We start from the raw sequence: 24,908 nt of genomic DNA on the forward strand, positions 1-24,908 counted from the left end.
ACCTATGGTCGATGTAGTGGGCTGCGCGTTTAGCCGCGCCGCGTGTCGCGAACCGGCGACCAGAATCGGGCATCGGATGCCGCACGCACGTCATTCGACGACAGGGCTTTCGGGGCTCGACACGTCGTACGTCAGTTTCTCGTTCGCGCTCTGGGTCGTGATGAGCTTGTCGAGCACGCGGGCCTTCAGGGCACTGTTGGCCGAACTGCCCCAGATGACTTTCTGGCCCACTCCCCCGAGCACCATCGTCACCGAATCTGGCGTAGCGGCGCTGATGGAGTCGACGTTGGCCAGCAGGTCTGCGGGCAGGGTGCGCAGCACGGTCGTGGCGGCAAGGAAGCCGGGGCTGCCGACGGGGGTTCCGGCCAGGTCGATCAGCGCAAAGCCGGCCGGGCGGGCGTCGCTGTGCTCAACGACGACACCCGCGGGGTCGACCAGGTCGAACCCGGCGCCGCTTGCACTCACGATCGAGCCGACGGGCTGGCGTTCGACGACGCGGATGACAAGTGTGTTCGGCAGCTGCGACTCGGTCGAGTAGCTCTGGATCAGCGGGAACGCGGCGAGCTGAGACTGAATGGAGCCGTAGTCGACCAGAGCCAATGGGCGGCCCACCTGGCCCGAGAGCGCGGCCTCCACCTGCGCGGCGTCGATGCGGCTCGTGCCAGTGATGCTGACCGAGCGCACGGCGAACAGGGGTGAGTATGCGGTGACGACGACGACCACGATGAGACCCACGAGGGTTCCGAGCGAGATCAACCAGGTGAGGCGACGACGACGCGACCGCTCGGTGAACCGGCGGGATTCGGCTCGCTCGTAACGCCGACGGCGACGCTCGGCGACCCGCACGTTCTTGCGTGCGAGTGCTTCGTCGCTGCGTGAGCGGCTCGGCGGGGCGCCGATGGCGGTCTTGACCTTCGCGGTCGGTCGCGGCGCGGCGGAGTCGGCGGAGGCAGGGGTGGCTCCCTGCGGGTGAGAGGTGGGTGGCTTCGCGGCACGGTTCTGTGCGATGGGCTTCGTGCTGCCGGGCTTCGATCCGCCCGGAGTGGCCGGGGTGGCGTTCGCCGAACCCGGCTCGGTGTCTGCGGTGCGGGTTTCGGGCTCAGCCGTCTGCCACCGGGTCGTCTTCAGGCGGGGTGGCGTGGCCGACGACCGAGCGGGAGCGGGCGCGGTTGCGTCAACGCCGGCGGTGTCAGCTCCGTCACGAACCACTGCGGGACGCTTCGAGGCCTTCGGCGCCTTCGGCGCGCGCGGCGATCCCTGTGCCGAAGCAGGAGCTTCGGGCGGGGGCGGTGGCGGAAATCCGTTGGGGCGCTTCACGGGCGCCTCCGATTACGCACCCGCAGCCACAGGCACCGCGAGGGCGCCGAGCAGCTGCGGAACGAGCAGGTTCACGTCGCCGCAGCCAAGGGTGACGATGAAGTCGCCGGGGCGCGCGATCGACGCGGTGAAGTCGGCCGCCTGCTGCCAGTCGGCGATGTAGGCCACCTTGCTCTGATCGGCGAACCGCCCGGAGACGAGCGCGCCCGTGACGCCGGGCACCGGGTCTTCACGCGCTCCGCAGACGTCGAGCACCACGGTGAAGTCTGCGGTGCGCTCGAGCGTTTCGGCGAAGTCGCCGGCGAGCAGCTGGGTGCGGCTGTAGAGGTGCGGCTGATGAACCGCGATGATGCGCCCGGTACCGACCACTGTACGCGCGGCGGTGAGTGCGGCATCCACTTCGGTGGGGTGGTGCGCGTAGTCGTCGTAGACGCTCACACCGCGAACGGTGTCGTGCAGTTCGAATCGGCGACCGGTGCCGTCGAACTCGCCCAGGGCGGCGAGCGAGGCGGCGGGGTCGAAGCCGGTGCCCACGAGCACCGCGAAGGCGCCCGCCGCATTGATGGCATTGTGGATGCCCGGCACCCGCAGCGCGCCCGCATAGCTCTCACCGAGGTAGTCGATCACGAACGACACCGCACCCTCGGCCACGATCGAATGCACCCGCACGTCGGCGTCTGCTGCCTGACCGAACGTGAGTACGCGCCCGCCGGAGCGGGTCTGCCCCGCGCCTACTGGCTGCCGGGCGGCGAGCCGCGCGTCGACACGCTTCGCACCGGCATCGTCTGAGGAGATCACCACGAGCTCGCTGGCCTCGTCGGCGAACGTCACGAAGGCATCTTCGACTGCTTCGGTCGAACCGTAGTGGTCGAGGTGGTCGGGGTCGACGTTGGTGATGAGGGCCACGGCCGTGTCGTAGAGCAGAAACGAGCCGTCGGATTCGTCGGCTTCGAGCACGAACAGCTCACCGTCGCCCCAGGCGGAACTCGTGCCGAGCGCGGAGATGACACCGCCGTTCACGAAGCTCGGTTCGGCGTTCAGGCCGATCAGCGCGGTCACGATCATGCCGGTGGAGGTTGTCTTACCGTGCGCCCCGGCGACCGAGATGAGCCGGCGGCGGTTCACGAGCCAGGCCAGCGCCTGCGAGCGATGCAGCACCGGCAGGCCGTGCTGCTCGGCGTAGACGAGTTCGGGGTTGTCAGGCCAGAGCGCCGAGGTGACCACGAGCGTGTCAGCCGAACCGACGTTTGCGGCGTCGTGGCCGACGTGCACTGTGGCCCCGAGCGCGCGCAGCTTCTGGGCGGTTTTCGAATCGGTGCGGTCAGAACCGGTGACCGTCACGCCGGCAGCGATGAACAGTCGTGCGATACCGCTCATGCCGGCACCGCCGATGCCCACGAAATGCACCGCGCCGAGCTCCGCCGGAATGGTGAGGGTCAGGTCGGGTTTGATCACGAGGGGGTACCTTCTGTTCTGCAGGATGTGCGGGCAAGCGTCAAGGTTACGCTCACTCTGCGGCACCCTTGCCCGGGGCGTCATCAGTGGGGGCGCCATCAATGGGGGCGCCATCGATCAAGCCATCGTCGTTCGGGGTGTACTCGACGTCGGCCGCGTCGGTGAGGGCAGCGCCGATGAGGTTCGCCGTGCGCGCCGAACCGTCGCGCACGCCCACACTGGCCGCCGCCCGGGCCATGGCGGCAACGCGGTCGGGCTCGCCGAGCAGCGGCACCAATGTCGACGCCACCCACTCAGGCGTGACATCGGAGTCGGGGACGAGAATCGCACCGCCCGCCGCAACCACGTCGGCCGCGTTGAAGCGCTGCTCGCCATTGCCGACCGCGTAGGGCACGAGCACCGAGGGAACGCCGAGCGCCGCAAGCTCTGAGACCGTCGCGGCGCCCGCCCGCGAGACCGCGAGCGACGCCACCGCGAGAGCGAGATGCATTCGGTCGGAATAGGCGAGCATCCGGTAGCCCGAGATCTCGGGGTCGACCAGTGTCGAGCGACCGCCCACGATGTGCAGAACCTGCCAGCCGGCAGCGAGAATGGGCGCGATCGAGGCGAAGACCGCGCTGTTCAGGCGTTCGGCGCCGAGCGATCCGCCGGTGACCAGCAGTACGGGCATGTCGTCTGAAAGCCCGAACAGCTCGAGGCCTTCGATGCGCGCCTCGGCGAGAGCCTCAGCTGTCTCTAGCGTCTCGATCTCGGCTCGCAGCGGCATGCCAACGAACCGCGCGTGCGGCAGCTCTGTTCCCCGAAAAGCCACGCCGACGTAGGGCGTGAAGCGGGCCCCGAGCCGGTTGGCGAGCCCCGGTTTGGCGTTGGCTTCATGGATGACCAGCGGCACCCGCGCCCGCCGGGCCGCCAGATACGCCGGTGCTGCCGCATAGCCGCCGAATCCGACCACCACGTCGACGTGGCGCTCGACGATCAGCGCGGCGAGGTCGGAGATGACCCGCAGCAGTTTCGGCGCGAACGTCACGGCGGCGCGGTTGGGGCGACGCGGAAACGGCAGTTTGGCGATGGTCACGAGCTCGTAGCCCCTCGCCGGAACGAGCCGGGCCTCGAGGCCCTGGGCCGTGCCCACCACGATGATCTCAGCGGAGGGGTCGCGGCGGCGCAGCTCGTCGGCTGTGGCGAGAAGTGGGTTCACGTGGCCGGCCGTGCCGCCGCCGGCCAGAAGGTAGGTGGCCATCAGCGACGCACCCACGGAGCCCGGCGAGGGGCGCCCGGAAGAACGAGTTCGTCATCGTCGTCGCCGACCGGCGTGGTCTGCTGGCGGGCGATCGAGAGCACAACACCGATTCCGATGAGTGTGGTGATGAGCGCCGACCCTCCCGACGAAATGAGCGGCAGCGGTACCCCCAGCACCGGAATGAGCCCCAGCACCACGGCGATGTTCACGAACGCCTGGCTGATGATCCACACCATGACCGAACCGGCGACGACCTTCGAGAACATGTCGTTGCTCGAACGCACGATGCGCAGGAACGCCACGGCGAGAGCAACGAACAGCGCGATGACCACGAGAGCGCCGATCATGCCCAGCTCTTCGCCGATGATGGCGAAGATGAAGTCGTTGTCGGCGGCCGGCAGCCACGACCACTTGGCCTTCGAATTGCCGAGGCCCACACCGAAGAAGCCGCCCGCGGCCAGCGCGAAGAGCCCGTGCTGGGTCTGCCAGCAGCTGTCGGCGTAGTCGGAGCATTCCGAACTCAGAAACGACCCGATGCGCGAAACCCGGCTTGCGCTCGAGAACGCGATGACCACGATGGCGGCCGAGCCGATGATGAGGGGTACCGCGAGCATCCGGAGCTTGATGCCGGCGAAGAAGAGGGCGCCGAAGATGAGCCCGGCCATGATCATCACGGTGCCGAGGTCGCCGCCCAGCATCACCAGCAGAACGCCGGCGCCGGCCACGGGCACGACCGGGATGGCGAGGTGCCCCCAGAGGTGCAGGTAGCGCTGTTTCTTAGCGAGGATCACACCCAGCCAGATGACGAGACCGAGCTTGATGAGCTCGGAGGGCTGCATGTTGATGCCGCCCACCGACAGCCAGTTCAGGTTGCCGCCCACCTCGACGCCGAGAGGAGTGAAGAGCACGATGAGCTGAAGACCCGCGCCGCCCGCGAGGGCGAGCCAGCCCCAGCGCTTCCAGAAGCGCATCGGCAGGCGGGAGATGACGAGCATCAGCGGCACACCGACGAGCGCGAAGAGGCCTTGCTTGGCGAAGGTGCCGAAGAAGCCCTGCCGGGCGGTGTACGAGTCGACCGACGACGACGAGAGCACCATCACCAGCCCGAGCACAACCAGGAAGAGGGTGGTGCCGAGCAGAAAGTAGTAGTTGCTCGACTCGGCCTGAAAGGCCCGGCCCACCGAGACCCGCGCGGTGTGCATCCGCGAAGCCGACGGATGATCGGCGGCGCTTCTAGCCCCGGGGCGGCGCATCGTGTTCGTCAGCTGCCCCACCTCCAAGTAAGTCGCGTACTGCCTGGGCAAAACGGGTGCCACGGTCGGAATAGTCGACGAACTGGTCCATCGACGCCGCCGCGGGTGCAAGCAGCACCACGTCTCCCGCGAGTGCCACTGCCGCCGCCAACCGCACCGCGGCCGACATCACCTCTTCAGTCTCGGTGTGGTCGACCTCGAACACGGGCACCCCGGGCGCGTGTCGCTCGAATGCCTTTCTGAGAGTCTCGCGCTCGGTGCCGATCAGTACGACAGCCCGCAGCCTGCCGGCCCGACCCCTGATCAGCGGATCGACATCGACACCTTTCAGCAGCCCGCCGGCGATCCAGACCACCGAGTCGAAGGCACCGAGCGACGCGTTCGCCGCGTGGGCGTTGGTGGCTTTCGAATCGTTGACCCAGCTCACCCCGTCGGCCGAGGCGACGAGTTCGATGCGGTGGTGATCGAGTTCGAACCGGGCTAGCGCTCGGCGAATGGCCTCGACGCTCACGCCGAAACTGCGGGCGAGGGCAGCGGCCGCCAGAACGTTGGCGACGGTGTGCGGCGCACCGAGGCCGCGTGCGGCGAGGTCGGCGACGGTCGTGATCTCACGAGCTGCCGTGCGGCGATCGTCGATGAACGCGCGGTCGCAGAGGATTCCGTCGACGATGCCCACATCACTCGGCCCGGGCACCCCCAGCCCGAAACCCACGGCGCGGGCACCCTCGACGACATCGGCGTTCTCGACCATCGACTCGGTGCGGGCATCCGACCGGTTGTAGACGCAGGCCACCTTCGTGTTCGTGTACACGCGGGCCTTGGCGTCAGCGTACGCGTCGAACGACCCGTGCCAGTCGAGGTGGTCTTCGGCGAGGTTCAGACACACAGCGGAATAGGGCGACATGCTGAAAGTGGAGTGCAACTGATAGCTCGAGAGCTCGACCACCAGCACATCGAACCCCTGTGGGTCGCGAATGGCATCGAGAATGGGAATGCCGATGTTGCCGCAGGGGGCCGCCCTGAAGCCGCCCTCGACGAGCATCGTGGCGGTGAGCTGAACCGTGGTGGTCTTGCCGTTGGTGCCGGTCACGGCGATCCACTCGGCAGGCGCCCGGTTTGAACCGTCAGCATTCGTCAGCACCTTGTCACGCAAGCGCCAGGCCAATTCAACGTCGCCCCAAACGGGTATGCCATGCTCGCCGGCCCACTCGAGCACCGGATGATCGGGGTGGAACCCCGGCGACACGACCAGCACCTCGGGCCGAAGCTCGACAAGCTGCACGGGGGCCGCCGCCAGCTGCTCGTCGAGCACCAGCGCCGCACCGATCACCTCGACCAGCCGCACCTGCGCTTCGTCGGCACGCTGAGCCACGATGAGCACCTCTGCACCCAGTTCGACGAGCGTGTCAGCCACCGAGAACCCGGTCTTACCGAGGCCGAGAACACCGACCCTCAGCCCCTTCCAGTCGGAATGCCAGCTGGTGAGTGTTGAAAGCCTGTCGTGTGCCATGTCAGTCCTGCAGAATCCATTCGAGATAGAACGCTCCGACGCCGGCTGCGACGCAGAGCCCGGCGATGATCCAGAACCGAACCACAATGGTGACCTCGGCCCACCCCTTCATCTCGAAGTGATGGTGCAGTGGGCTGGCCCGCCAGATGCGTTTACCGCCTGTGAGGCGAAAGTAGGTGAGCTGAATGACGACCTGGCCGGCGACGATCACGAAGATACCGCCGATCAGAACGAGCAGCAGTTCGGTGTGGCTCTCGATGGCGAGGGCGGCGAGGGCGCCGCCAATGGCCAGTGAGCCCGTGTCGCCGAGAAAGATCTTTGCGGGGTTGGTGTTCCACCAGAGAAAGCCGACGAGCGCACCCGCGATGGCCGCGGCGATGACCGCAAGGTCGAGCGGTTCGCGCACGTCGTAGCACTTGAACACCACTTCGGCATCGAGCGTCGGGCTCGCGCACGACTGGTTCGACTGCCAGAACCCGATGATGACGAACGACCCGATGGCCAGAATCGCCGAGCCGGGCGCGAGGCCGTCGAGCCCGTCCGTGAGGTTCACCGCGTTCGACGTGGCCATGACGATGAGCACGATCCACAGCACGAAGGCGATGGTGCCGATCACCAGACCCCAGCCGAGGAAGTCGAAATTCAGGTTGCGCACCGTGGAGATGTGGGTGGAGCCGGGCGTCACACCCGCTGAGTTCGGAAACTGGATGGCCAGCAGAGCGAACACCGCACCGACGATGATCTGGCCGGCCAGCTTCGACTTCGGCCCGAGGCCGAGGCTCCGCTTCTTCTGAGTCTTGATGAAGTCGTCGATGAACCCCACCAGCCCCAGGCCCACCATGAGAAAGAGCACGAGGAGCACCGACACCGAGGGCGGGTTGCCGGTGACCAGCAGCGCCACGAAGTACCCGAACAGCGTCGCCAGAATGATGACGATGCCGCCCATCGTGGGCGTACCCCGCTTCACCTGGTGACTGCTCGGGCCGTCGATATTGATGTACTGGCCCCAGGCCAGCTTCTTGAACAGTCTGATGAAGACGGGTGTCATGAGCAGCGAGAAGATCATCGAGAGACCACCCGCACCGATCAGTGTGATCATGCGAACAGCTCCCCCAGTCTGTCTCCCAGAAAGCGCAGGCCTGCCGAGTTCGACGACTTCACCAGCACCACATCGCCCGACCGCAGTTCGGTCTCGAGCAGAGCGTATGCCTCATCAGCCGTTTCGAAGAACGCCGACTCGCCGTCCCACGAGCCTTCGTGCGTGGCCGCGAGGTGCAGAGCGCGCGCGCCTTCGCCGATGACGAAGATACGCTCGATACCGAGCCTGACGATGGTGCGGCCGATGCGGTCGTGTTCGGCCAGCGAGAATTCGCCGAGTTCGCTCATCTCACCGAGAATCGCCACGCGCCGGATGCCCTCGCCCGAGATCTGCGCGAGCGTCTTCAGCCCGGCGAGCATCGAGTCGGGGCTGGCGTTGTAGGCGTCGTTGATGATGGTGACGCCCTTCGTCGTGGGCAGCACCTCCATGCGCCAGCGCTCGGCACGGGTGACCGACTGAAGGGCGTCGACGATCTCGGCGAGGGGAACTCCGAGGGTGTGCGCCACCGCGGCCGCGGCCAGGGCATTCATGACGTGGTGCTCCCCGAGAACGCCGAAACGCACACTCTGCGACTCGCCGGTGGGCAGGGTCAGGGTGAAGGTGGTGCCGGTGGAGGTCGCGACGAGGTCGGTGGCCCGAACATCCGCCCCCGACTCGAGGCCGAACCACAGCACAGAGGCGCTCGTCTTGGCCGCCATGCCCTCGACGCGAAAGTCGTCGATGTTCAGCACGGCGACGTCGGTGCTCAGCAGATCGGTGACCATCTCGGTCTTCGTCTGAAGCGTCTTCTCGATGCCGCCGAACTCGCCGGCGTGGGCGAGGCCGACGGTCAGCACCACCCCGACATCGGGGCGAGCCATGCGAACGAGGCGGCTGATCTCGCCTGGCTTGCTGGCGCCCATCTCTGCCACGAGGTACTGGCTGTCGCTCTCGAGCTTCAGCATGGTGAGCGGCGCGCCGACCTCGTTGTTGAACGAGTCGCGCGGGGCAACCGTGGGGCCGCGGCGTTCGAGAATGATGCGCACGAGGTTCTTCGTGGTGGTCTTGCCGTTCGAGCCGGTGATACCCACGACCTTCAGAACGCCGCCGGCCCGGATGCGGCGAACCACTTCGGTGGCCAGCGCCGCGAGAGCGTCGACCGAGTCAGCCACGACGATCTGCGGCACCGCGAGGTCGTCGATGACTCTCTCGCAGATGACCAGGTCTGCGCCGTTATCGATGGCGGCCGGAATGAACAGGTGCCCGTCGCTGAACTCGCCGGGCTTGGCAACGAAGATACCGCCGGTGCCGATCTCGCGGGAGTCAGTGTCGACCAGCCCGTTCACGATAGTCGATTCGTTTGTGCCCTGTGCCACGGCGTGGTCGCCGAGCACCAGGGTGCCGCCGGTGATGCGGGCGACCTCATCGAGAGTCAGGTCGATCATGGGTTCAGAGCCATCCAAATTCGTGAAGCGCGAGTCGCGCGTCGTCTCGTGCTGAGTAGGGCAGGTGTTCGCCCGCCACCTCGTGGTAATCCTCGTGGCCCGGCCCCGCGTACAGAATCGCGTCGTCGGGCGTCGCAACTGACAGGGCCTGTCGAAGTGCCTCCCGGGGGTCGGCGACTTCATACAGTTCGCGCGACGGCACAGCAGCCCGGGCCGCATCGACCAGCACGCGGCGAATGGCCGCAGGGTCTTCGGTGCGCGGGTGAAAGTCGGTGATGACCACAACGTCGGCGAGCCGTGCTGCGATCTGGCCCATCTCTTCGCGCTTGCTCGGGTCGCGGTCACCGTCGGCACCGAACAGCATGATGATGCGGCCATCGGTGACGCGCCGAAGCGAATCGAGGGTGCTGGTAAAGGCGTCGGGGCTGTGCCCGTAGTCGATGAAAACGGCGGGCCCCGAGTTGGCGATGCGCTCGGCCCGGCCAGGAATGTACACATCGATGCCGCCGTCGCGCTCGAGCACGGCCGCAATGGCCGACAGCTCGATGCCCGAGTCGACGAGCATCACGAGCGCGAGGGCTGCGTTCTCGGCCATGTGCCGACCCAGAACCGGGATGCTCGTGGTGATGCTCTGATTGTCGGGGCCGTTCAGAATGAACCGCGTCTCGTCCATGCTCTCGCGAAGAATCGCTGCGTACCAGTCAGCCGGGCGGCCGGGATAGGTCGAGACGGTCGTGACCGGCACCGTCGCGGCGCGAGACAGCTTCACACCCCACTCCGCGTCGGTGATGATCACGCCGCGGCGGGCACGTTCGGTGGTGAACAGCGGCATCTTCGCCTCGAAGTAGGCCTGCATCGTTTTGTAGTCGTCGAGGTGGTCGTGTGTGAGGTTCGTGAACCCGACCACGTCGAACACGATGCCGTCGACGCGGTGGCGGGTCAGCGCCTGAGCCGACACCTCGATGATGACGGCCTCGGCCTCGGCCTCCTGCATGCGGGCCAGCAGTCCGTGCACCTCAGTGGCCTCGGGGGTGGTGAGGGCACTCGTCACGGCGAGGTCGCCGATGCGGCGCTCTGCTGTGGTGCTGAGCCCGGCGAGCACGCCGAGTTGACGGAGGACGGCCTCGAGGATGTAGGCGACCGAGGTCTTGCCGTTTGTTCCGGTGACACCGAAGAGCGTCGGTGTGTTCTCGGTCGTGCGGTAGACCCAGGCAGAGAGGGCTCCGAGGGCGGCGCGCGGGTCGGCGGTGACCAGCACGGGCAGACCCGAGCGGGCGGCCAGGGTCGCCCCCCGAGCATCCGTCACGACGGCAATGGCGCCCTTCGCCTTCGCGTCGTCGACGTACTGCGCCCCGTGCGCGTGCACACCGGCGAGCCCCACGTAGAGGTCACCCGGTTCGACGGTCTTCGATGAGAGCGTGATGCCCGTGATCTCGAGGCCGTCGACCGAGCCGCGCACCTCGAGCCCGAACTGCGAGACCAGATCGGTCACCAGACGAGCGTCGGGGTGCGAAGGCCGCAGCCTGGGAGAAACCCCTGTCGTCACCTGGCTCCTTGTGTTCTTAATAGCTTGTCGGGTAGTTGACGGCTGGCGTCGTTGACGGCAGCACTCGGTACTTCTGCAGAACCTGCGACATGATCTTCTGAAAGACAGGGGCGGCGGCAGAACCGTCTTCAATGGTAACCGGCTTCATGAGGTTGACCGAAACGACGTACTGCGGGGCCTCGGCCGGAGCCAGGCCCGCGACGCTGGTGAGGTACCCGCCACCGTACGCACCCTGGCCATTGCTGACCTCAGCGGTGCCCGTCTTGGCTGCCACGTTGTAGCCCGGAATCTTCAGCAGGCTTGCGGCGTATCCACCGGTCACCACGCTCTGCATCATGTTCACTGTCTGCTGCGCCGCGTCGGAGGAGATGACCTGTTCGCCCTGGGTTGAGGGCTGTTCGCTCACGGAGCCGTCGGCGGCCTTGCAACCCGAGACGAGGCTCACCGGCAGGCGCACGCCGCCGTTGCCGAGGGTCTGGTAGATGCTCGCGATCTGTGCCGCCGTGGTGGTGACACCCTGGCCGAATGAGCTGTTGTAGAGGGTCTGCTCACCCCACTGGCTCGGATCGCCCAGAATGCCTTCCGACTCGCCGGGAAAGTTGACCTCGGTCTTCTCTCCGAGGTGGAACTTCTTCATGTAGTCGTAGCGCTGCTGCGTGGTGAGCATGGCACTGAGAATGGAGATACCGACGTTCGACGATTCCTGGATCACGCCGGTCAGGGTCCACTGGGCGGGGTCGTGGTTCTCCGAGTCAGTGATGACCGAGCCGCCCGGCGCTTTGTAGCGGTAGGGAACGAGCACTTGGGTGGCCGGGGTCGCCTTACCGGCGTCGATCAGTGCCGCGGCCGACTCGGCCTTGAACGTGGAGCCCGGTTCGAACGGGTCGCTGAACGCCGTGGCGCCCCAGAAGTGCGGGTCGGTGGCGTCGAGGTTGTTCGGGTCGGGGGTGGGGTACTGCGCCACGGCCAGCAGCTTGCCCGTCTTCACTTCTTCGACGACCACGCTGCCCCACTCGGCCTTCGTGGAGGTCACTTGCTGGGCGAGCACCTGCTGCGAGTAGTACTGCAGGTCGCTGTCGATGGTGGTCATCACGGTACCGCCGGTGACGGGCGCCTTGTCGACGACGAGGGTGTTCGGAATCGCCACCCCGTCGGCGCCTTTCTCGTAGGTCTGCGAGCCATCTGAGCCAGTGAGGCACTGGTTCTCTTTGGCTTCAAGGCCGCCGTTGGTGGAGCTGTCGGCACCGAGGTAGCCCACGAGGTTGCCACCGACGCTGCCGTTGGGATAGACCCGCTGGGGGTTGGTCTGGTACTGCAGCCACGGGATGCTGAGGGCCCTGATGGCGTTGTACTTGTCGAGGTCGATGGCCTTGATGATGAGCGCGTAGCCCGACGACGGATCGGCCGTCAGCAGTGCGTACACATCGGTCGCGCTCTGCCCGGTGATCGCGCCGATCTGGCCGGCGGCCTGCAGGGGTGTCACGTCGACCGCAGCGCCGTTGACGGTCTGAGTGAAGTCTGCAACGTCTTTAGGCGATGCCGTGACGTCGTACCGGATGACCGTGGTGGCCAGCACCGTTCCGGTGGAATCGACGATATCGCCCCGCGCCCCGTAGAGCGTCTGCCCCACCGAGAGTTTGTCGTATGCCTGGGCATTCAGCGAGCTGGCCTGCACCACCTGGATGTCGACGAGCTTGACCACCAGAACAGCGACCACGGCGGTGATCACAACGATGGCGACAGCGATGCGGTTTCGTGTGGAACGTCTACTGGTCACGAATGCACTTTCATTGTGGGGCGGTGAAGATCAGTGTGTTGTCGGCGAGGGCAACTCACCCGTCCACGGTACTGTTGCCGCGGCCGCAGCGGCGGGAGGCGCGCTCGGAGTGACTGCTGCCGCGCCCGCGGCGGCGGTAGGGGTCGCCGGCTGGCCGGCTGCAGCCGCGCCGGCGATCGCGGCGTTCGGAGTGAGCGACGACTGCCCGCCCGTGAGCGAGCCAGCCGAGGCCTGCGCCTTCTTGGGTGTGCCGAGAACGGCGCCGTCGGAGAGCCGCAGGTACACCGGGTTCACGTTCGAGACCATGCCGAGCGACTCGGCGCTGGCCGCGAGGTTCTGGGGTGACGAGAGCGAGTCGATCTTCTCGCTCAGCGACTCGTTCGAGCGACCGAGGTCTTTCTGCGTCGACTGCAGCGACTCGATCTGGTACGCGCCGTTCGAGAGCCCGATGCTGAGCAGCAGCTGGGTCACGACGATGGCCATCACGCCCACGATCACGACGGCGGCGTAGGCGAGCTTCGGCTTGCGGCGACGAAGCACGCGATTGCCGGCCAGAGTCAGGGTCGACCGGATGCCCGGGCGGGTGCCCGGCGTGTGGCCGGGGGCCCAGCTCGGGGCCCAGCTGGGTGCCGGAAAGTCGTCGAACGGGTCGAGCTCGGGGCTGTCTGACGGCGCAATCGTAGGGCTGTAGGCGGGGGCCAGGTTGGTCATGATGCGACTCTCACTCGCTCGGCCGCGCGCAGGCGCACGGGGGTTGATCGGGGGTTGGCTGCCTTCTCGTCATCGGTGGCCAGTTCGGCCCCGCGAACGAGCAGCTTCAGCTGCGGCTGGTGTTCGGGCAGTTCGACGGGCAGGCCCTGGGGTGTACTCGAGGTGGAGGCGGCGGCGAAGGCGCGCTTCACGATGCGGTCTTCGAGCGACTGGTACGACAGCACGACCATGCGGCCGTGCAGGGCGAGAGACTCGATGGCGCGGGGAATCGCGTTCTCGAGCGCGACCAGCTCCTGGTTCACCTCGATGCGAAGCGCCTGGAAGACCCGCTTGGCCGGGTGGCCCTGGCGGGCGAGGGCCGCAGGAGTGGCCCGCTGGATGAGGTCGACGAGCTGAGCCGAGCGAACCAGCCGCGTGTCAGCGCGACGCTCCACGATGCGCTTGGCGTAGCGCGAGGCGAGGCGTTCTTCGCCGTACTCCCAGAAGATGCGGCGAAGCTCGCCCTCCGAGTAATCGGCCAGAATCTGCTCGGCGGTGACGTCTGCCGTGCCGTCCATACGCATGTCGAGCGGGGCGTCTTTCGAGTAGGCGAAACCGCGCTCGGCACGATCGAGCTGCATCGAGGAGACACCGAGGTCGAAGAGGATGCCATGGGCTTCGGCGTGGCCGAGGCTCCGCAGGGCATCCTGAATCTCATCGTAGACACAGTGCACGAGCTGAGCCCGCTCGCCAAAGGGGGCAAGCCGTGCGCCCGCTAGCTTCAGCGCCTCGGGGTCGCGGTCGAGCCCCACGAGGGTGAGGCCGGGAAAACGGCTGAGGAAGTTCTCGGCGTGCCCGCCCAGGCCGAGCGTGGCATCGATCAGAATCGCCCCGGGCTGGCTGAGGGCCGGCGCCAGCAGCTCGATCGAGCGCTCGAGCATGACCGGAACGTGGATCTTGTTCGTCTCGGTCTCGGCGAGTGGGTCTGTGTGCATTTCATCGTTCATATATAAGAGGGAGATCTGGGATTCGTTGCCCCTGATCCCCACCCGCTTCGACCTGGCACCGGGGAAGTGTGTCAGGGCGAACGGCTGGGAGTCACAGGCAACGAGGTCGTCAGAAGAGGCCCGGGATCACCTCCTCAGAGGTGTCGGCGAATGCGGCCTCCTGGGCCGCGAGGTAGGTCTCCCACGCCTCGGCGTCCCAGATCTCGGCGCGGCTGCCCGCACCGATGACGACGAGGTCGCGATCGAGGCCGGCGTAGCTGCGAAGTGGTGCCGGCACAGTGACCCGGTGCTGGCTGTCGGGGTTTTCCGCACTCGCGCCAGACAGGAAGACACGGAGGTAGTCACGTGCCTGCTTGCTGGTCACGGGAGCTTCGCGGATCTTTTCGTGCAAAGTCTCGAATTCACGCGTGCTGAACACGTAGATGCAGTGCTCCTGGCCCCGGGTCATCACGACGCCGCTCGAGAGTTCGTCTCGAAACTTCGCTGGCAGGATGACGCGGCCTTTGTCGTCGAGTTTGGGGGTGTAGGTACCAAGGAACATGCTCCTTACTCCCCCTCATTTCCGGCCAGATTGCGGGTGTTCCTCCACTTTACTCCACTTCACCCCACATTGGTGGTTTATTCCTCCACCAAGTTCCCCGCGCCTCCCTTTTGGGCACAAAAAAAGGCCAACCCGAGGGTTGGCCTTTTTCGAAAGTCTCTGTTGTTGTTACTCGTTCTTCTCGTCGCGGTTGTCCCAGCGATCGTTCAGTCGATCCATGAAGCCGGCCCTGTTCTGCGGCGAACCCGGCGACCTTGCCGAACGGGCGCTCGAGCGGCCCATGCGGCCGAGACCGCGGCTCGGTCGAAGCGCCACGAGTACACCCGTGAACATGAGGGCGAAGCCGAGGATGCCGACCAGGGGTACGTGAATCACGACACCCACGATGACGACGCCCAGGCCCACAATGGCCAGCAGCACGCCGAGAACCAGCGACCCGTAATTCAGGCGACCCCGACCGGCACCGACGGCCGACACGAAATCGGCATCGTTGTGATAGAGGCTGCGCTCCATCTCATCGAGGAGCTTCTGCTCTTGCTCCGAAAGCGGCATTTCTCTTCACCTCAGGTTCGGGAGAGACCGTGCTGACACACGGCCTTCGCGCCCTTCAAATAGTACTGCGCCACAAAATGTTACTGCTTGGTCTGTAGCTAGGCTAGGCGTGTGACTCAAAGTACACACCTGACCTCGCTCGTCGACTCTAACATCGCAAGCTTTGTCGCAGACCGTGCTCCTATTCTCGTCGCAATCGCGCCAGATCTCGCGCCTTTTGCCGAATTCTCGCGGGATCTTCTCAGGGGCGGCAAACGGTTTCGCGCGCAGTTCTGCTATTGGGGCTGGCGGGCGGTTTCCGACGCCGATTTTGTGCCCGATTCAGGGGTGGAATCGGGCCCGAAAGCGAAGGCTGAGTTCGGGGCCCTCGTCGAACTCTGCACGGCGCTCGAGTTCTTTCACGCGGCCGCGTTGGTGCACGACGACATCATCGACAACTCCGACACTCGCCGGGGCATGCCCGCCGCGCATCGACGGTTCGAAGCGCTGCACGCGAATAGCTCCTTCACGGGAAACGCCAGCGACTACGGCCGAGCCAGTGCCATTCTGATGGGCGACCTTCTGCTGGCCTTCAGCGACGAGCTGGTGGGGCAGGCACTTGAGATGCTCAGCGACCCCCGGGCATCCAGAGCCGCTCGCCTCGAGTTCAACCGCATGCGCACCGAGGTGACGCTGGGGCAGTACCTCGACATTCTCGAAGAGGGTGCCTGGCCTGTGGTGGCCGAGAATGAGCTGCTCGCTCGGGCTGAGCGCGTCATCGTGTACAAGTCGGCAAAGTACAGCGTGGAAGCGCCCCTCGTGCTCGGTGCTCGGCTGCACGGGGCGGGCGACGAACACGTTGCGGCGCTTCGGGCCTTTGGTCTGCCGCTCGGCATTGCGTTTCAGCTTCGGGATGACCTGCTGGGCGTCTTCGGCGACGCAGAGCGAACCGGCAAACCCAGCGGCGACGACTTGCGCGAGGGCAAGCGCACCGTTCTGGTTGCGCTGACCCGCGAGACGCTGTCACCCGGCAGCCGACGGTTGTTCGACGAACTGCTCGGAGACCCCGAGCTCGATGCCGAGCAGATCAGCATGCTGCAGGCCACCATCTCGAACAGTGGGGCGGCCGATCGCGTCGAGGCGCTGATCAGCCAACACGCAGAGAACGCTCTTCACGCGCTGGCCGCGTCGAAGCTCGGCGAGGAGTCGAAGATCGAGCTGGCGAACCTCGCCACGCTGATCACACAGCGCGACGCCTGACTGTTCGGCCGTTGGGCCGTTCGGCTGTTGGGCCATTCGGCCGGAAGGTTCTATCCGAGCGCCTGGGCGATGCGGCGAACCTCGGCCTTGCGGCCCGCGAGCAGTGCATCGATGGGGGCTGCACCGAGCGAGTCTTCGGGCTCGAGCATCCACGTCATCATCTCGTCGTTCGAGAAGCCGCTGTCGCCCAACACGACGATGGTGCCCTTCAGCTCGCTGAGCGGCAGGTCACCGGCGATGAAGACGTCGGGCACGCTCAGCACGCCGTCGCGGCGAACAGCCAGCAGCGCGCCCTCTTCGATGAGCTTGCGCACTTTGCTCGGGGTGATGCCCAGCCGGTCAGACAGGTCGGTAATGGAAAGCCAATTTCTGGCCGAAGAAGTTTCACTCACACGACAAGACTGCCATGTCGCGTGCCTTCAGCGACAATCCGGCGTGTTTCGACGGGTTGCGCCGGGAACTGTCATGTCGAATCGAGAGATGTCACCACCGGCTTCCCAGTGTCTATACCGGCTTACCCGGTCTCGGCAATTTAGAATCAGCACGTGACCAGCGCGCCTGCCGACCCCATGATCGACCGTCTCATCGACGGCCGCTACGAGGTGCACTCGCGCATAGCCCGGGGCGGCATGGCCACGGTCTACGTGGCGAACGACCTGCGGCTCGACCGCCGGGTCGCCATCAAGATCATGCACGGGCACCTCGCCGACGACGATGCGTTTCGCGAGCGATTCGTGCAGGAGGCGCGATCGGCTGCTCGGCTCGCGCATCCGAACGTGGTCAGTGTGTTCGACCAGGGGCAAGACAGCGAGATGGCCTACATGGTCATGGAGTACCTGCCCGGCATGACGCTGCGCGACCTGCTGAAAGACTACGGCCGGCTCACCACCGAGCAGACGCTCGACATCATGGAGGCGGTGCTCGGCGGGCTGGCGGCTGCGCACAAGGCGGGCATCGTGCATCGCGACGTGAAACCAGAGAACGTGCTGCTGGCCGACGACGGGCGCATCAAGATCGGTGACTTCGGTCTGGCGCGGGCGGCTTCGGCGAACACGGCGACCGGCCAGGCCCTGCTCGGTACGATCGCGTACCTCTCCCCCGAACTTCTGACGCGCGGCGTGGCAGATGCCCGCAGCGACATCTATGCCACCGGAATCATGATGTACGAGATGCTCGTCGGTGAGCAGCCGTACAAGGGCGAACAGCCCATGCAGATCGCCTTTCAGCACGCGAATGAGACGGTTCCGGCGCCGAGTATCGCGAACCCGTCGATTCCGCCGGAGGTCGATGAGTTGGTCACGTGGGCCACGTCGCGCGACCCCAACGAACGACCACACGATGCGCGGGTGATGCTCGACCGGCTACTCGAGGCCGAGGCGGTGGCGACCGCGTCGATTCGCGCGACGGCGCAGATGCTGCGGGCATCGGCGCTCGAGACGGCGGTGCTGCCGAAGTCGATGTTCGAGGTCAACGGTGTTGGTGCTGCTGCTGGTGCTGCTGGTGCTGCTGGCGGCGGCTTCGATGCGGCCAGCGCGGATGCCCAGGGTGAAGACGAAGGCGAGACACAGGTTCTGCGTCGCCCGGTAAAGGTTCGGCGAGCCGAGCGCAAGCGTGCTGCGGCGGATGCGGCGGGTCTGGCCAGTGCGGCTGGCATTGCCGGCGCGGCCGGTTTTGGCGCAGCCGCTGGCGCTGGTTCGACCAGGATCGCTCCGGGCGCGAGCCAGCTGGCTGGTACGGGTGTTGCGGGCGCTACGGGGTTTGCGGGCGGCACTGGGTTTGCGGCGATGCCGGCGATTACGGGCGAGACGACGAAGTTCGGGTCGACCGGGCTGATCGGTTCGTCGGAGCGTGGTGGGGCATCCGGAGCCCCGGGCGCACCGGGCTACCCCCACGACTATGACGCGGGGTTCGACAACACAGACGGCAGCGGCTCGAACGACGGCAGCGGGCACGGTATCGCGGTGGCGACACGGCCGGCCGGGCCTGTTGAGAAGCTCGCCGCCCGCAGTTCGAAGCGGCGTCGGCGCGGCTGGTGGATCGTGGCGCTGGTGCTGTTGATCGCCGCGGCCTCTGGCGGAACCGGGTGGTACTTCAGTTCGGGCCCCGGCGGCCAGCTCGGCGTTCCGTCGGTGGCGGGGCTCACGCCCGACCAGGCATCAGCGGCACTCACGGGTGTCGGACTGCAGGTGAGTCAGGGCTCGGCGACGAACCCCACCGTGCCAGCGGGAACTGTCATCGGCAGCGACCCGAGCGGCGGGGCCATGGTTCTGAACGGATCGAACATCACCGTCATCGTGTCGACCGGCCCGGCTCAGCTACCCGTGCCGCCGAACTTGGTCGGGCAGGCCGAAGCCGCTGCGGGCCAGGCCGTGAAAGACGCGGGCTTCACCCTTGCTCCGTCGCAGACCGAATTCTCGTCGAAGAACGACACGGGAACCGTCATGCAGGTACTCGGTGCAGACGGGCAGCCGCTGGGGCCGACCTACGCCGAGCAACGCCCTGTCACGTTCATGGTGTCGCTCGGGTCTGTACCGAACACCGTGGGCAAGTCGTCTGCTGACGCGAATGCGGCACTCGTCGCGGCCGGGCTGGCGAGTTCGGTGGCGACCGAGAGCTACAGCGAGACCGTGCCGACCGGCGTGGTCATCTCGTACGCGCTGCCGGCCGACCCGACTCAGGTCGGTGCGACGGTCACGCTCGAAGTGTCGAAGGGGCCCGCGCCGGTTCCCGTGCCCGACGTGACGAGCAAGTCGTGGAGCGACGCGAAGGCGGCACTGCAGGCCGCCGGCTTCACCCTCGCCTATAACGGCCTCGCCGATCTGGCACCCTCCGCCTTCACCGTGCGTGCAACCGACCCCGTCGCCGGCACCTCACTCCCCCGCGGTAGCAAGATCACCGTCAGCTTCAGCGGCTTCTGACCGCCGGCCTCAGCTGCCGACCAGTCAGCAACCCGCCGCCCCTCCGACCCTCCGCCACCAGCCCAACCGGCCATCCGGCCACCCGGCCATCCGGCCAGCAGCCAGCAGCCAGCAGCCAGCAGCCAGCGTGCTACTACTGCTTGGCGTTTCGCAGTTCTTCGGCTACCAGGAAGGCCAGCTCGAGCGACTGCATGTGGTTGAGGCGAGGATCGCAGAGCGACTCGTAGCGCGACTCGAGCGTGTGCTCATCGATGTGCTCCGAACCGCCGAGGCACTCGGTGACGTCGTCGCCCGTGAGCTCGACGTGAATACCGCCCGGGTGGGTTCCGACCGCGCGGTGCGCCTCGAAGAAGCCCTTGACCTCGTCGACCACGTCGTCGAAACGACGGGTCTTGTAGCCGTTCGGGGTGGTGAGCCCGTTGCCGTGCATCGGGTCGGTGACCCACAGCGGCGTGGCATCGGATGCCTTGATGGCCTCGAGCAGGGGCGGGAGGGCATCCCGAATCTTGCCCGCACCCATGCGCGTGATGAACGTGATGCGACCGGGCTCGCGCGCGGGGTCGAGCTTGTCGATGAGGCGCAACATGTCGTCGGGGGTCGTCGAGGGGCCGAGCTTGATGCCGATGGGGTTGCGGATGCGCGACAGGAAGTCGACGTGCGCACCGTCGAGATCGCGGGTGCGCTCACCGATCCACTGGAAGTGGCTCGACGTGTTGTACGGGGTACCCGTGCGCGAGTCGATGCGCGTCATGGGTCGCTCGTAGTCGAACAGCAGCGCCTCGTGCGCGGTGTAGAACTCGGTGCGCTTCAGCGCCTCGAAGTCGGCGCCGCACGCGATCATGAATTGGATGGCGCGGTCGATCTCGCGTGCGAGGTCTTCGTAGCGCGCGTTGGCGGGGTTCGAGGTGAAGCCCTTGTTCCAGTGGTGCACCTCACGCAGGTCGGCGAACCCACCCTGTGTGAAGGCGCGGATCAGGTTGAGGGTCGACGCGGCCGTGTGGTACCCAGCGACGAGGCGCGCGGGGTCGGCGGCGCGCGACTCGGGTGTGAAGTCGTAGCCATTCACGATGTCGCCGCGGTAGGCGGGCAGGGTGATGCCGTTGCGGGTCTCGGTGTCGCTCGAGCGCGGCTTGGCGAACTGGCCGGCCATGCGGCCCATCTTGATGACGGGCATCGAGGCGCCGTAGGTCAGAACCACGGCCATCTGCAGCACGGTCTTGACGCGATTGCGAATCTGGTCGGCGGTCGCACCGGCGAAAGTCTCGGCGCAGTCACCGCCCTGAAGCAGAAATGCGTTGCCAGATGCTGCGGTGGCGAGTCGTTCGCGCAGCGTGTCGACCTCGCCCGCGAAAACCAGCGGAGGCAGTACAGAGAGCTGAGCAGAGGCGGCTTCGACGGCCGAGCGGTCATTCCACGTCGGCTGCTGCTTCGCCTCGAGTGTGCGCCAATAGTCGAGTCCGTCAATCACAGAAGGCTCCGCTTCGATGACACGTTCAGACAGATCTATCACAGCAGCACGTTTCCATTGTTTTCGTTTGAACAGAATTTCTGAATCGACCCTTGTAGTCGAACCAGATCGAGCTAGCGAGCGACGCGCGCGCGCTTCTCTTTGACCGAAGTCGCATATACGTCTGAGTATTCCTGACCGCTGATGCGGTGCAGCTCGTACATGATCTCGTCGGTGATGCTCCGAAGCACGAATCGGTCTGATTCCATGCCTTCGAACCTAGAGAAATCTAACGGCTCACCGATCACGATGCCAACCCGGCGAATGCGGATGCCCTTGCCGACAGACATCACTTTCTCGGTATCGATCATGGCGACCGGGATGATCGGCACCCCCGCCTCGAGCACCATGCGTGCCACGCCGGTACGCCCGCGGTACATCTTGCCGTCGGGGCTGCGGGTTCCTTCGGGGTAGATGCCGAGCAGGTCACCCTGGCCCAGAACCTCGAGGCCCGTGTTGAGCGAGGCCTCGCTGGCCTTGCCGCCCGACCGGTCGATCGGCAGTTGGCCGGTGGCAGTGAAGAACAGTTTCACCAACCGACCCTTGAGGCCCTTGCCTGTGAAGTACTCGCTCTTCGCAAGAAAGGAGACTCGCCTGTCGATCGACAGAGGCAGAAATACAGAGTCTGCGAACGACAGGTGGTTGCTGGCCAGAATGGCCCCGCCGGTCTTCGGAATATTCTCGGCGCCGCGCACCCACGGGCGGAATACGGCCTTCACTATGGGGCCAGCCACCAGGTACTTCATGAACCAGTAAAACATCGTTGTCCTCGCCGTGGGCAGTAGTGGTTCTCCGGTGGTGCGACGGTGTGCCGTGGTTCTGAGTCTAGATCGACTCGGCATAGATGCGGGCCAGATCGGCCGCACCCACCACACCGGCGTCGTTGACGAGCTCGGCGATACGAAACTCGGGCTCAGGGTGAAAGCCTCGAGCGGGAAGCACATCGAGATACGCCTGGCGAATAGGGTCGAGCAGCAGGTCTCCCGCTTGAGCCACCCCGCCGCCGATCACGAACAGCTGTGGATCGAGAACGGCTCCGAAACTCGCGCAGGCCTGACCGAGCCAATGCCCGAGCGTGCGCAGGGCGAGAAGTGCACCTGGGTCGCCCGACTGGATGAGCGTGCTCACGTCGATTCCGGAGAGGGTTCCGACCCGGGCGCGAACGTCGGCGAGTCCGATACCCACTCCACCGGCATCGGCCAGTTCGTTGGCGGTGCGCAACAGTGCACGGCCGGAGCCGTACTGTTCGATGCATCCACGTGCCCCGCAGCCGCAGGGCAAACCGTCGGGTACGACCCGCATGTGCCCGAGTTCGGCAGCAGCGCCGAAGCCCCCACGAAAGAGTTTGTCGCCCGAGACGATCGCGCCGCCGACGCCGGTGCCGATGGTGAGGATGACCATGTCGCTGACCAGTCGGCCCGCACCGAACCGAAATTCGGCCCAGCCGGCGGCATTGGCGTCATTCTCGACGATGATGTGGAGGCCTAGCCGACGCTCCAGCTTCTCGCGAAACGGCTCGTTGCGCCACGCGATGTTGGGCGCGTAGTAGACGATCGACTGCGACGCGTCGATGAAGCCGGCCGCGGCAACACCGACGGCTGCCACCTCGACGCCCTCAGAGAGGCGTTCGACCATGGCCACGACTGCGTCTTCGATGAGCTGGGGGTTGCTTGCAGTGGTCGGCTGGCGATCGGCGCGAATAATGGTGCCCAGCTCGTCAACGAGGGCTCCTGCGATCTTGGTTCCGCCAATGTCGATTCCGATGGCATGCACAAGGCCATCTTGCCAAGCGCCAGACCCGCTGTCGAATTGCGGTGCCGATAGACTCGAGGCTTAAGGAACCGAAGGAGTTGCCGTGCAGCAGTTTGTCGCCCCAGCCGTCGTTGAGGCCGATCCCGAAGCCAACGCCACCGACCTGTTGGTGAAGCGTGTTGCGCTGGCACCGAACGAGCCGCTGTTCGCCCTGCCGAACGGCAGTGGCTGGTCTGATGTGAGCGGTGCAGAGTTTCTGGCCCAGGTGCGGGCCCTCGCGAAAGGTCTGATCGCGGCCGGCATCGAGCCCGGCGACAAGATCGGCCTCATGTGCCGTACCCGGTACGAATGGACCCTCATCGACTTCGCCACCTGGTTCGCCGGGGCCGTTCTCGTACCCGTGTACGAGACCTCCTCCCCCTCGCAGGTGCAGTGGAGCCTCAGCGACTCCGAAGCCGTGGCCGTGATTCTCGAAACGCCCGATCACTTCGCCCGGTTCGACGAAGCTCACCCCGAGCTTCCCCTTATTACCAAGGTGTGGCAGATCGACCTCGGTGACCTCGACAAACTGGTCGCGGCCGGCGCAGGCGTCGACGACGCCGAAGTCGAGCGCCGCCGCACCCTCGCCAAAGGCAGCGACCTCGCCACGCTCATCTACACCTCCGGCACTATGGGCCGACCGAAGGGCTGCATTCTCACGCACTCCAACTTCGTCGAGCTCGCCCGCAACGCCGCGGTGAAGCTCAGCGATGTGGTTCACCCCGGCGCATCCACCCTGTTGTTCATCACCACAGCTCACGTCTTCGCGCGGTTCATCGCCATCATCTGCGTTCACGCCGGAGTCAAGGTGGGTCACCAGGCCGACACCAAGCAGCTGTTGCCCGCCCTCGGTTCGTTCAAGCCCACCTTCTTGCTCGCGGTACCGCGGGTCTTCGAGAAGGTCTACAACTCGTCTGAGCAGAAGGCTGAGGGCGACGGCCGCGGCAAGATCTTCCGCCAGGCTGCCGACGTGGCCATCGCTCACTCCGAGGCTCTGGATGCCGGGCACGTCCCGCTCGGCTTGAAGATCAAGTTCGCACTCTTCGATCGCCTGGTCTACTCGAAACTTCGCGCTGCGCTCGGTGGCCGCACGAAGTACGCCGTGTCGGGCTCTGCTCCACTCGGACACCGGCTCGGGCACTTCTACCGCTCGCTCGGCATCACCATCCTCGAGGGCTACGGCCTCACCGAGACCACAGCGCCGGCCAGTGTGAACCTGGTGTCGCAGTTCAAGATCGACACTGTCGGCCCGCCGCTACCGGGGGTGGGCATCCGTATCGCTGAAGACGGCGAAATTCAGGTCGCTGGCATCAACGTGTTCGCCGGCTATTGGAAGAACGAGAAAGCCACAGCCGAAGCCTTCGACGGCGAGTGGTTCAAGACCGGCGACCTCGGTGCGCTCGACGACGACGGGTTCTTGACCATCACGGGCCGCAAGAAGGAGATCATCGTGACGGCCGGCGGCAAGAATGTGGCCCCTGCTGTGCTCGAAGACCCCATTCGCGCGAACCCATTGGTCGGTCAGATCGTCGTGGTGGGCGACCAGAAGCCGTTCATCTCGGCTCTGGTGACGCTCGACACCGAAATGTTGGCCACCTGGCTCGGAAACAACGGTCAGAAGGCCGACATGACGCTCGAAGAGGCATCGCAGAACCCGGCGGTGCTCGCCGAGATTCAGCGGGCCGTCGACGCGGCGAATACGAAGGTGTCGCGCGCTGAGTCGATTCGCAAGTTTGTCGTGCTCTCGTCTGACCTGACAGAAGAAAGCGGGCACCTCACGCCGAAGCTCACCATCAAGCGCAGCGTCATCATGAAAGACTTCGCGCCGACGATCGCGAGCATGTACTCGAGCGCGCCGACGACGTCGGGTCAGTCGCTGGTTCACTGAGGTACGCCAGAGTGGCTGGGCAGACTCGATAGTGCTCAGGTTGTGTATGGTCGTGGTTGTCTGACCCATGGCGGTAATGGTGTTGTGGGCAAAGGTCCGCGTCTTCGTGATCTGATTTGGGAGCAGGGTCGTGGGGTTTGTTCCCAGTCGATGC

20 protein-coding genes are annotated in these 24,908 nt (G+C 66.0%); 3 read left to right on the forward strand and 17 right to left on the reverse strand.

The window, feature by feature from the left end; translation table 11 throughout:
* Nucleotides 1-90 precede the first annotated feature (90 nt).
* The 13 genes from QN358_RS01335 to QN358_RS01395 all read right to left on the reverse strand — a co-directional run bounded on the left by QN358_RS01335 (nt 91) and on the right by QN358_RS01395 (nt 15,411).
* Entirely contained in the window at nt 91-1,209 is a 1,119-nt protein-coding gene (locus tag QN358_RS01335; protein WP_323511291.1) for an FtsQ-type POTRA domain-containing protein, read from the reverse strand.
* A 120-nt stretch (nt 1,210-1,329) separates the two neighbouring features.
* Nucleotides 1,330-2,772 carry a UDP-N-acetylmuramate--L-alanine ligase gene (murC, locus tag QN358_RS01340; protein ID WP_136642717.1) on the reverse strand — a complete coding sequence of 481 codons (1,443 nt, stop codon included), beginning with the start codon at nt 2,770-2,772 and terminating at the stop codon, nt 1,330-1,332.
* Between the two features lie 52 nt (nt 2,773-2,824).
* The gene (locus tag QN358_RS01345) at nt 2,825-4,012 is read right to left on the reverse strand and encodes a UDP-N-acetylglucosamine--N-acetylmuramyl-(pentapeptide) pyrophosphoryl-undecaprenol N-acetylglucosamine transferase (RefSeq protein ID WP_323511293.1); all 1,188 of its coding nucleotides are present in this window, start codon (nt 4,010-4,012) and stop codon (nt 2,825-2,827) included.
* Nucleotides 4,012-5,286: a putative lipid II flippase FtsW gene (gene ftsW / locus QN358_RS01350; protein ID WP_323511325.1), complete on the reverse strand. Its 1,275-nt coding sequence runs from the start codon at nt 5,284-5,286 to the stop codon at nt 4,012-4,014. Before ftsW ends, QN358_RS01345 begins: the two co-directional genes overlap by 1 nt.
* Nucleotides 5,246-6,775, reverse strand: a complete 1,530-nt coding sequence (murD, locus tag QN358_RS01355) for a UDP-N-acetylmuramoyl-L-alanine--D-glutamate ligase (protein ID WP_323511295.1) — start codon at nt 6,773-6,775, stop codon at nt 5,246-5,248. The genes ftsW and murD overlap by 41 nt, the downstream gene beginning before the upstream one ends.
* A 1-nt stretch (nt 6,776) precedes the next feature.
* Nucleotides 6,777-7,874 carry a phospho-N-acetylmuramoyl-pentapeptide-transferase gene (gene mraY / locus QN358_RS01360; protein WP_136642720.1) on the reverse strand — a complete coding sequence of 366 codons (1,098 nt, stop codon included), beginning with the start codon at nt 7,872-7,874 and terminating at the stop codon, nt 6,777-6,779.
* Nucleotides 7,871-9,298, reverse strand: a complete 1,428-nt coding sequence (locus QN358_RS01365; protein WP_323511297.1) for a UDP-N-acetylmuramoyl-tripeptide--D-alanyl-D-alanine ligase — start codon at nt 9,296-9,298, stop codon at nt 7,871-7,873. The genes mraY and QN358_RS01365 overlap by 4 nt, the downstream gene beginning before the upstream one ends.
* 4 nt (nt 9,299-9,302) lie before the next feature.
* Nucleotides 9,303-10,844, reverse strand: coding sequence for a Mur ligase family protein (locus QN358_RS01370; RefSeq protein ID WP_416351940.1), 1,542 nt, complete (start codon nt 10,842-10,844; stop codon nt 9,303-9,305).
* Between the two features lie 16 nt (nt 10,845-10,860).
* Nucleotides 10,861-12,621 (reverse strand): peptidoglycan D,D-transpeptidase FtsI family protein, encoded by a 1,761-nt coding sequence (locus QN358_RS01375; RefSeq protein ID WP_136642723.1) that lies wholly within the window; start codon nt 12,619-12,621, stop codon nt 10,861-10,863.
* Between the two features lie 30 nt (nt 12,622-12,651).
* Complete coding sequence (locus tag QN358_RS01380) at nt 12,652-13,332, reverse strand: hypothetical protein (protein WP_323511301.1); 681 nt, start codon at nt 13,330-13,332, stop codon at nt 12,652-12,654.
* Nucleotides 13,329-14,306: a 16S rRNA (cytosine(1402)-N(4))-methyltransferase RsmH gene (gene rsmH, locus QN358_RS01385; protein WP_323511303.1), complete on the reverse strand. Its 978-nt coding sequence runs from the start codon at nt 14,304-14,306 to the stop codon at nt 13,329-13,331. Before rsmH ends, QN358_RS01380 begins: the two co-directional genes overlap by 4 nt.
* A gap of 121 nt (nt 14,307-14,427) precedes the next feature.
* On the reverse strand, nt 14,428-14,859 hold the full coding sequence (gene mraZ / locus QN358_RS01390; protein WP_136642726.1) for a division/cell wall cluster transcriptional repressor MraZ: 432 nt from the start codon (nt 14,857-14,859) through the stop codon (nt 14,428-14,430).
* 168 nt (nt 14,860-15,027) lie between these two features.
* Nucleotides 15,028-15,411, reverse strand: coding sequence for a DUF3040 domain-containing protein (locus tag QN358_RS01395; protein ID WP_136642727.1), 384 nt, complete (start codon nt 15,409-15,411; stop codon nt 15,028-15,030).
* A gap of 111 nt (nt 15,412-15,522) precedes the next feature.
* On the opposite strand from QN358_RS01395, the gene QN358_RS01400 reads away from it, so the two are divergent.
* Nucleotides 15,523-16,650 (forward strand): polyprenyl synthetase family protein, encoded by a 1,128-nt coding sequence (locus QN358_RS01400; protein WP_323511305.1) that lies wholly within the window; start codon nt 15,523-15,525, stop codon nt 16,648-16,650.
* Between the two features lie 50 nt (nt 16,651-16,700).
* Here the strand turns inward: QN358_RS01400 and QN358_RS01405 are convergent, their stop codons facing one another.
* The gene (locus QN358_RS01405; RefSeq protein ID WP_136642729.1) at nt 16,701-17,042 is read right to left on the reverse strand and encodes an Rv2175c family DNA-binding protein; all 342 of its coding nucleotides are present in this window, start codon (nt 17,040-17,042) and stop codon (nt 16,701-16,703) included.
* Nucleotides 17,043-17,195: 153 nt separating this feature from the next.
* Between QN358_RS01405 and QN358_RS01410 the strand changes: the two genes are divergently transcribed.
* The gene (locus tag QN358_RS01410; protein WP_416351941.1) at nt 17,196-19,568 is read left to right on the forward strand and encodes a protein kinase domain-containing protein; all 2,373 of its coding nucleotides are present in this window, start codon (nt 17,196-17,198) and stop codon (nt 19,566-19,568) included.
* Nucleotides 19,569-19,701: 133 nt separating this feature from the next.
* On the opposite strand, the gene QN358_RS01415 is transcribed toward QN358_RS01410, so the two are convergent.
* From QN358_RS01415 to QN358_RS01425, 3 genes are all read right to left on the reverse strand, one after another.
* Nucleotides 19,702-21,036, reverse strand: a complete 1,335-nt coding sequence (locus QN358_RS01415; protein WP_136642731.1) for a class II 3-deoxy-7-phosphoheptulonate synthase — start codon at nt 21,034-21,036, stop codon at nt 19,702-19,704.
* A 113-nt stretch (nt 21,037-21,149) separates the two neighbouring features.
* Nucleotides 21,150-21,836 (reverse strand): lysophospholipid acyltransferase family protein, encoded by a 687-nt coding sequence (locus QN358_RS01420; protein WP_136642732.1) that lies wholly within the window; start codon nt 21,834-21,836, stop codon nt 21,150-21,152.
* 64 nt (nt 21,837-21,900) lie between these two features.
* Nucleotides 21,901-22,848: an ROK family glucokinase gene (locus tag QN358_RS01425; RefSeq protein WP_136642733.1), complete on the reverse strand. Its 948-nt coding sequence runs from the start codon at nt 22,846-22,848 to the stop codon at nt 21,901-21,903.
* Between the two features lie 82 nt (nt 22,849-22,930).
* On the opposite strand from QN358_RS01425, the gene QN358_RS01430 reads away from it, so the two are divergent.
* Complete coding sequence (locus tag QN358_RS01430; RefSeq protein WP_323511308.1) at nt 22,931-24,754, forward strand: AMP-dependent synthetase/ligase; 1,824 nt, start codon at nt 22,931-22,933, stop codon at nt 24,752-24,754.
* Nucleotides 24,755-24,908 lie beyond the last annotated feature (154 nt).

The sequence above is a fragment of the Subtercola sp. RTI3 genome (genome assembly GCF_035018625.1).
In the GTDB taxonomy this organism is placed as follows: Bacteria; Actinomycetota; Actinomycetes; order Actinomycetales; family Microbacteriaceae; genus Subtercola; species Subtercola vilae.

What these genes read in the sequence shown, in the direction of transcription:
- QN358_RS01345 (WP_323511293.1), bottom strand. Translation starts at nt 4,012, where the DNA reads ATGGCCACCTACCTTCTGGCCGGCGGCGGCACGGCCGGCCACGTGAAC.
- murD (WP_323511295.1), bottom strand. Translation starts at nt 6,775, where the DNA reads ATGGCACACGACAGGCTTTCAACACTCACCAGCTGGCATTCCGACTGG.
- mraY (WP_136642720.1), bottom strand. Translation starts at nt 7,874, where the DNA reads ATGATCACACTGATCGGTGCGGGTGGTCTCTCGATGATCTTCTCGCTG.
- QN358_RS01365 (WP_323511297.1), bottom strand. Translation starts at nt 9,298, where the DNA reads ATGATCGACCTGACTCTCGATGAGGTCGCCCGCATCACCGGCGGCACC.
- QN358_RS01380 (WP_323511301.1), bottom strand. Translation starts at nt 13,332, where the DNA reads ATGACCAACCTGGCCCCCGCCTACAGCCCTACGATTGCGCCGTCAGAC.
- rsmH (WP_323511303.1), bottom strand. Translation starts at nt 14,306, where the DNA reads ATGCACACAGACCCACTCGCCGAGACCGAGACGAACAAGATCCACGTT.
- mraZ (WP_136642726.1), bottom strand. Translation starts at nt 14,859, where the DNA reads ATGTTCCTTGGTACCTACACCCCCAAACTCGACGACAAAGGCCGCGTC.
- QN358_RS01395 (WP_136642727.1), bottom strand. Translation starts at nt 15,411, where the DNA reads ATGCCGCTTTCGGAGCAAGAGCAGAAGCTCCTCGATGAGATGGAGCGC.
- QN358_RS01420 (WP_136642732.1), bottom strand. Translation starts at nt 21,836, where the DNA reads ATGTTTTACTGGTTCATGAAGTACCTGGTGGCTGGCCCCATAGTGAAG.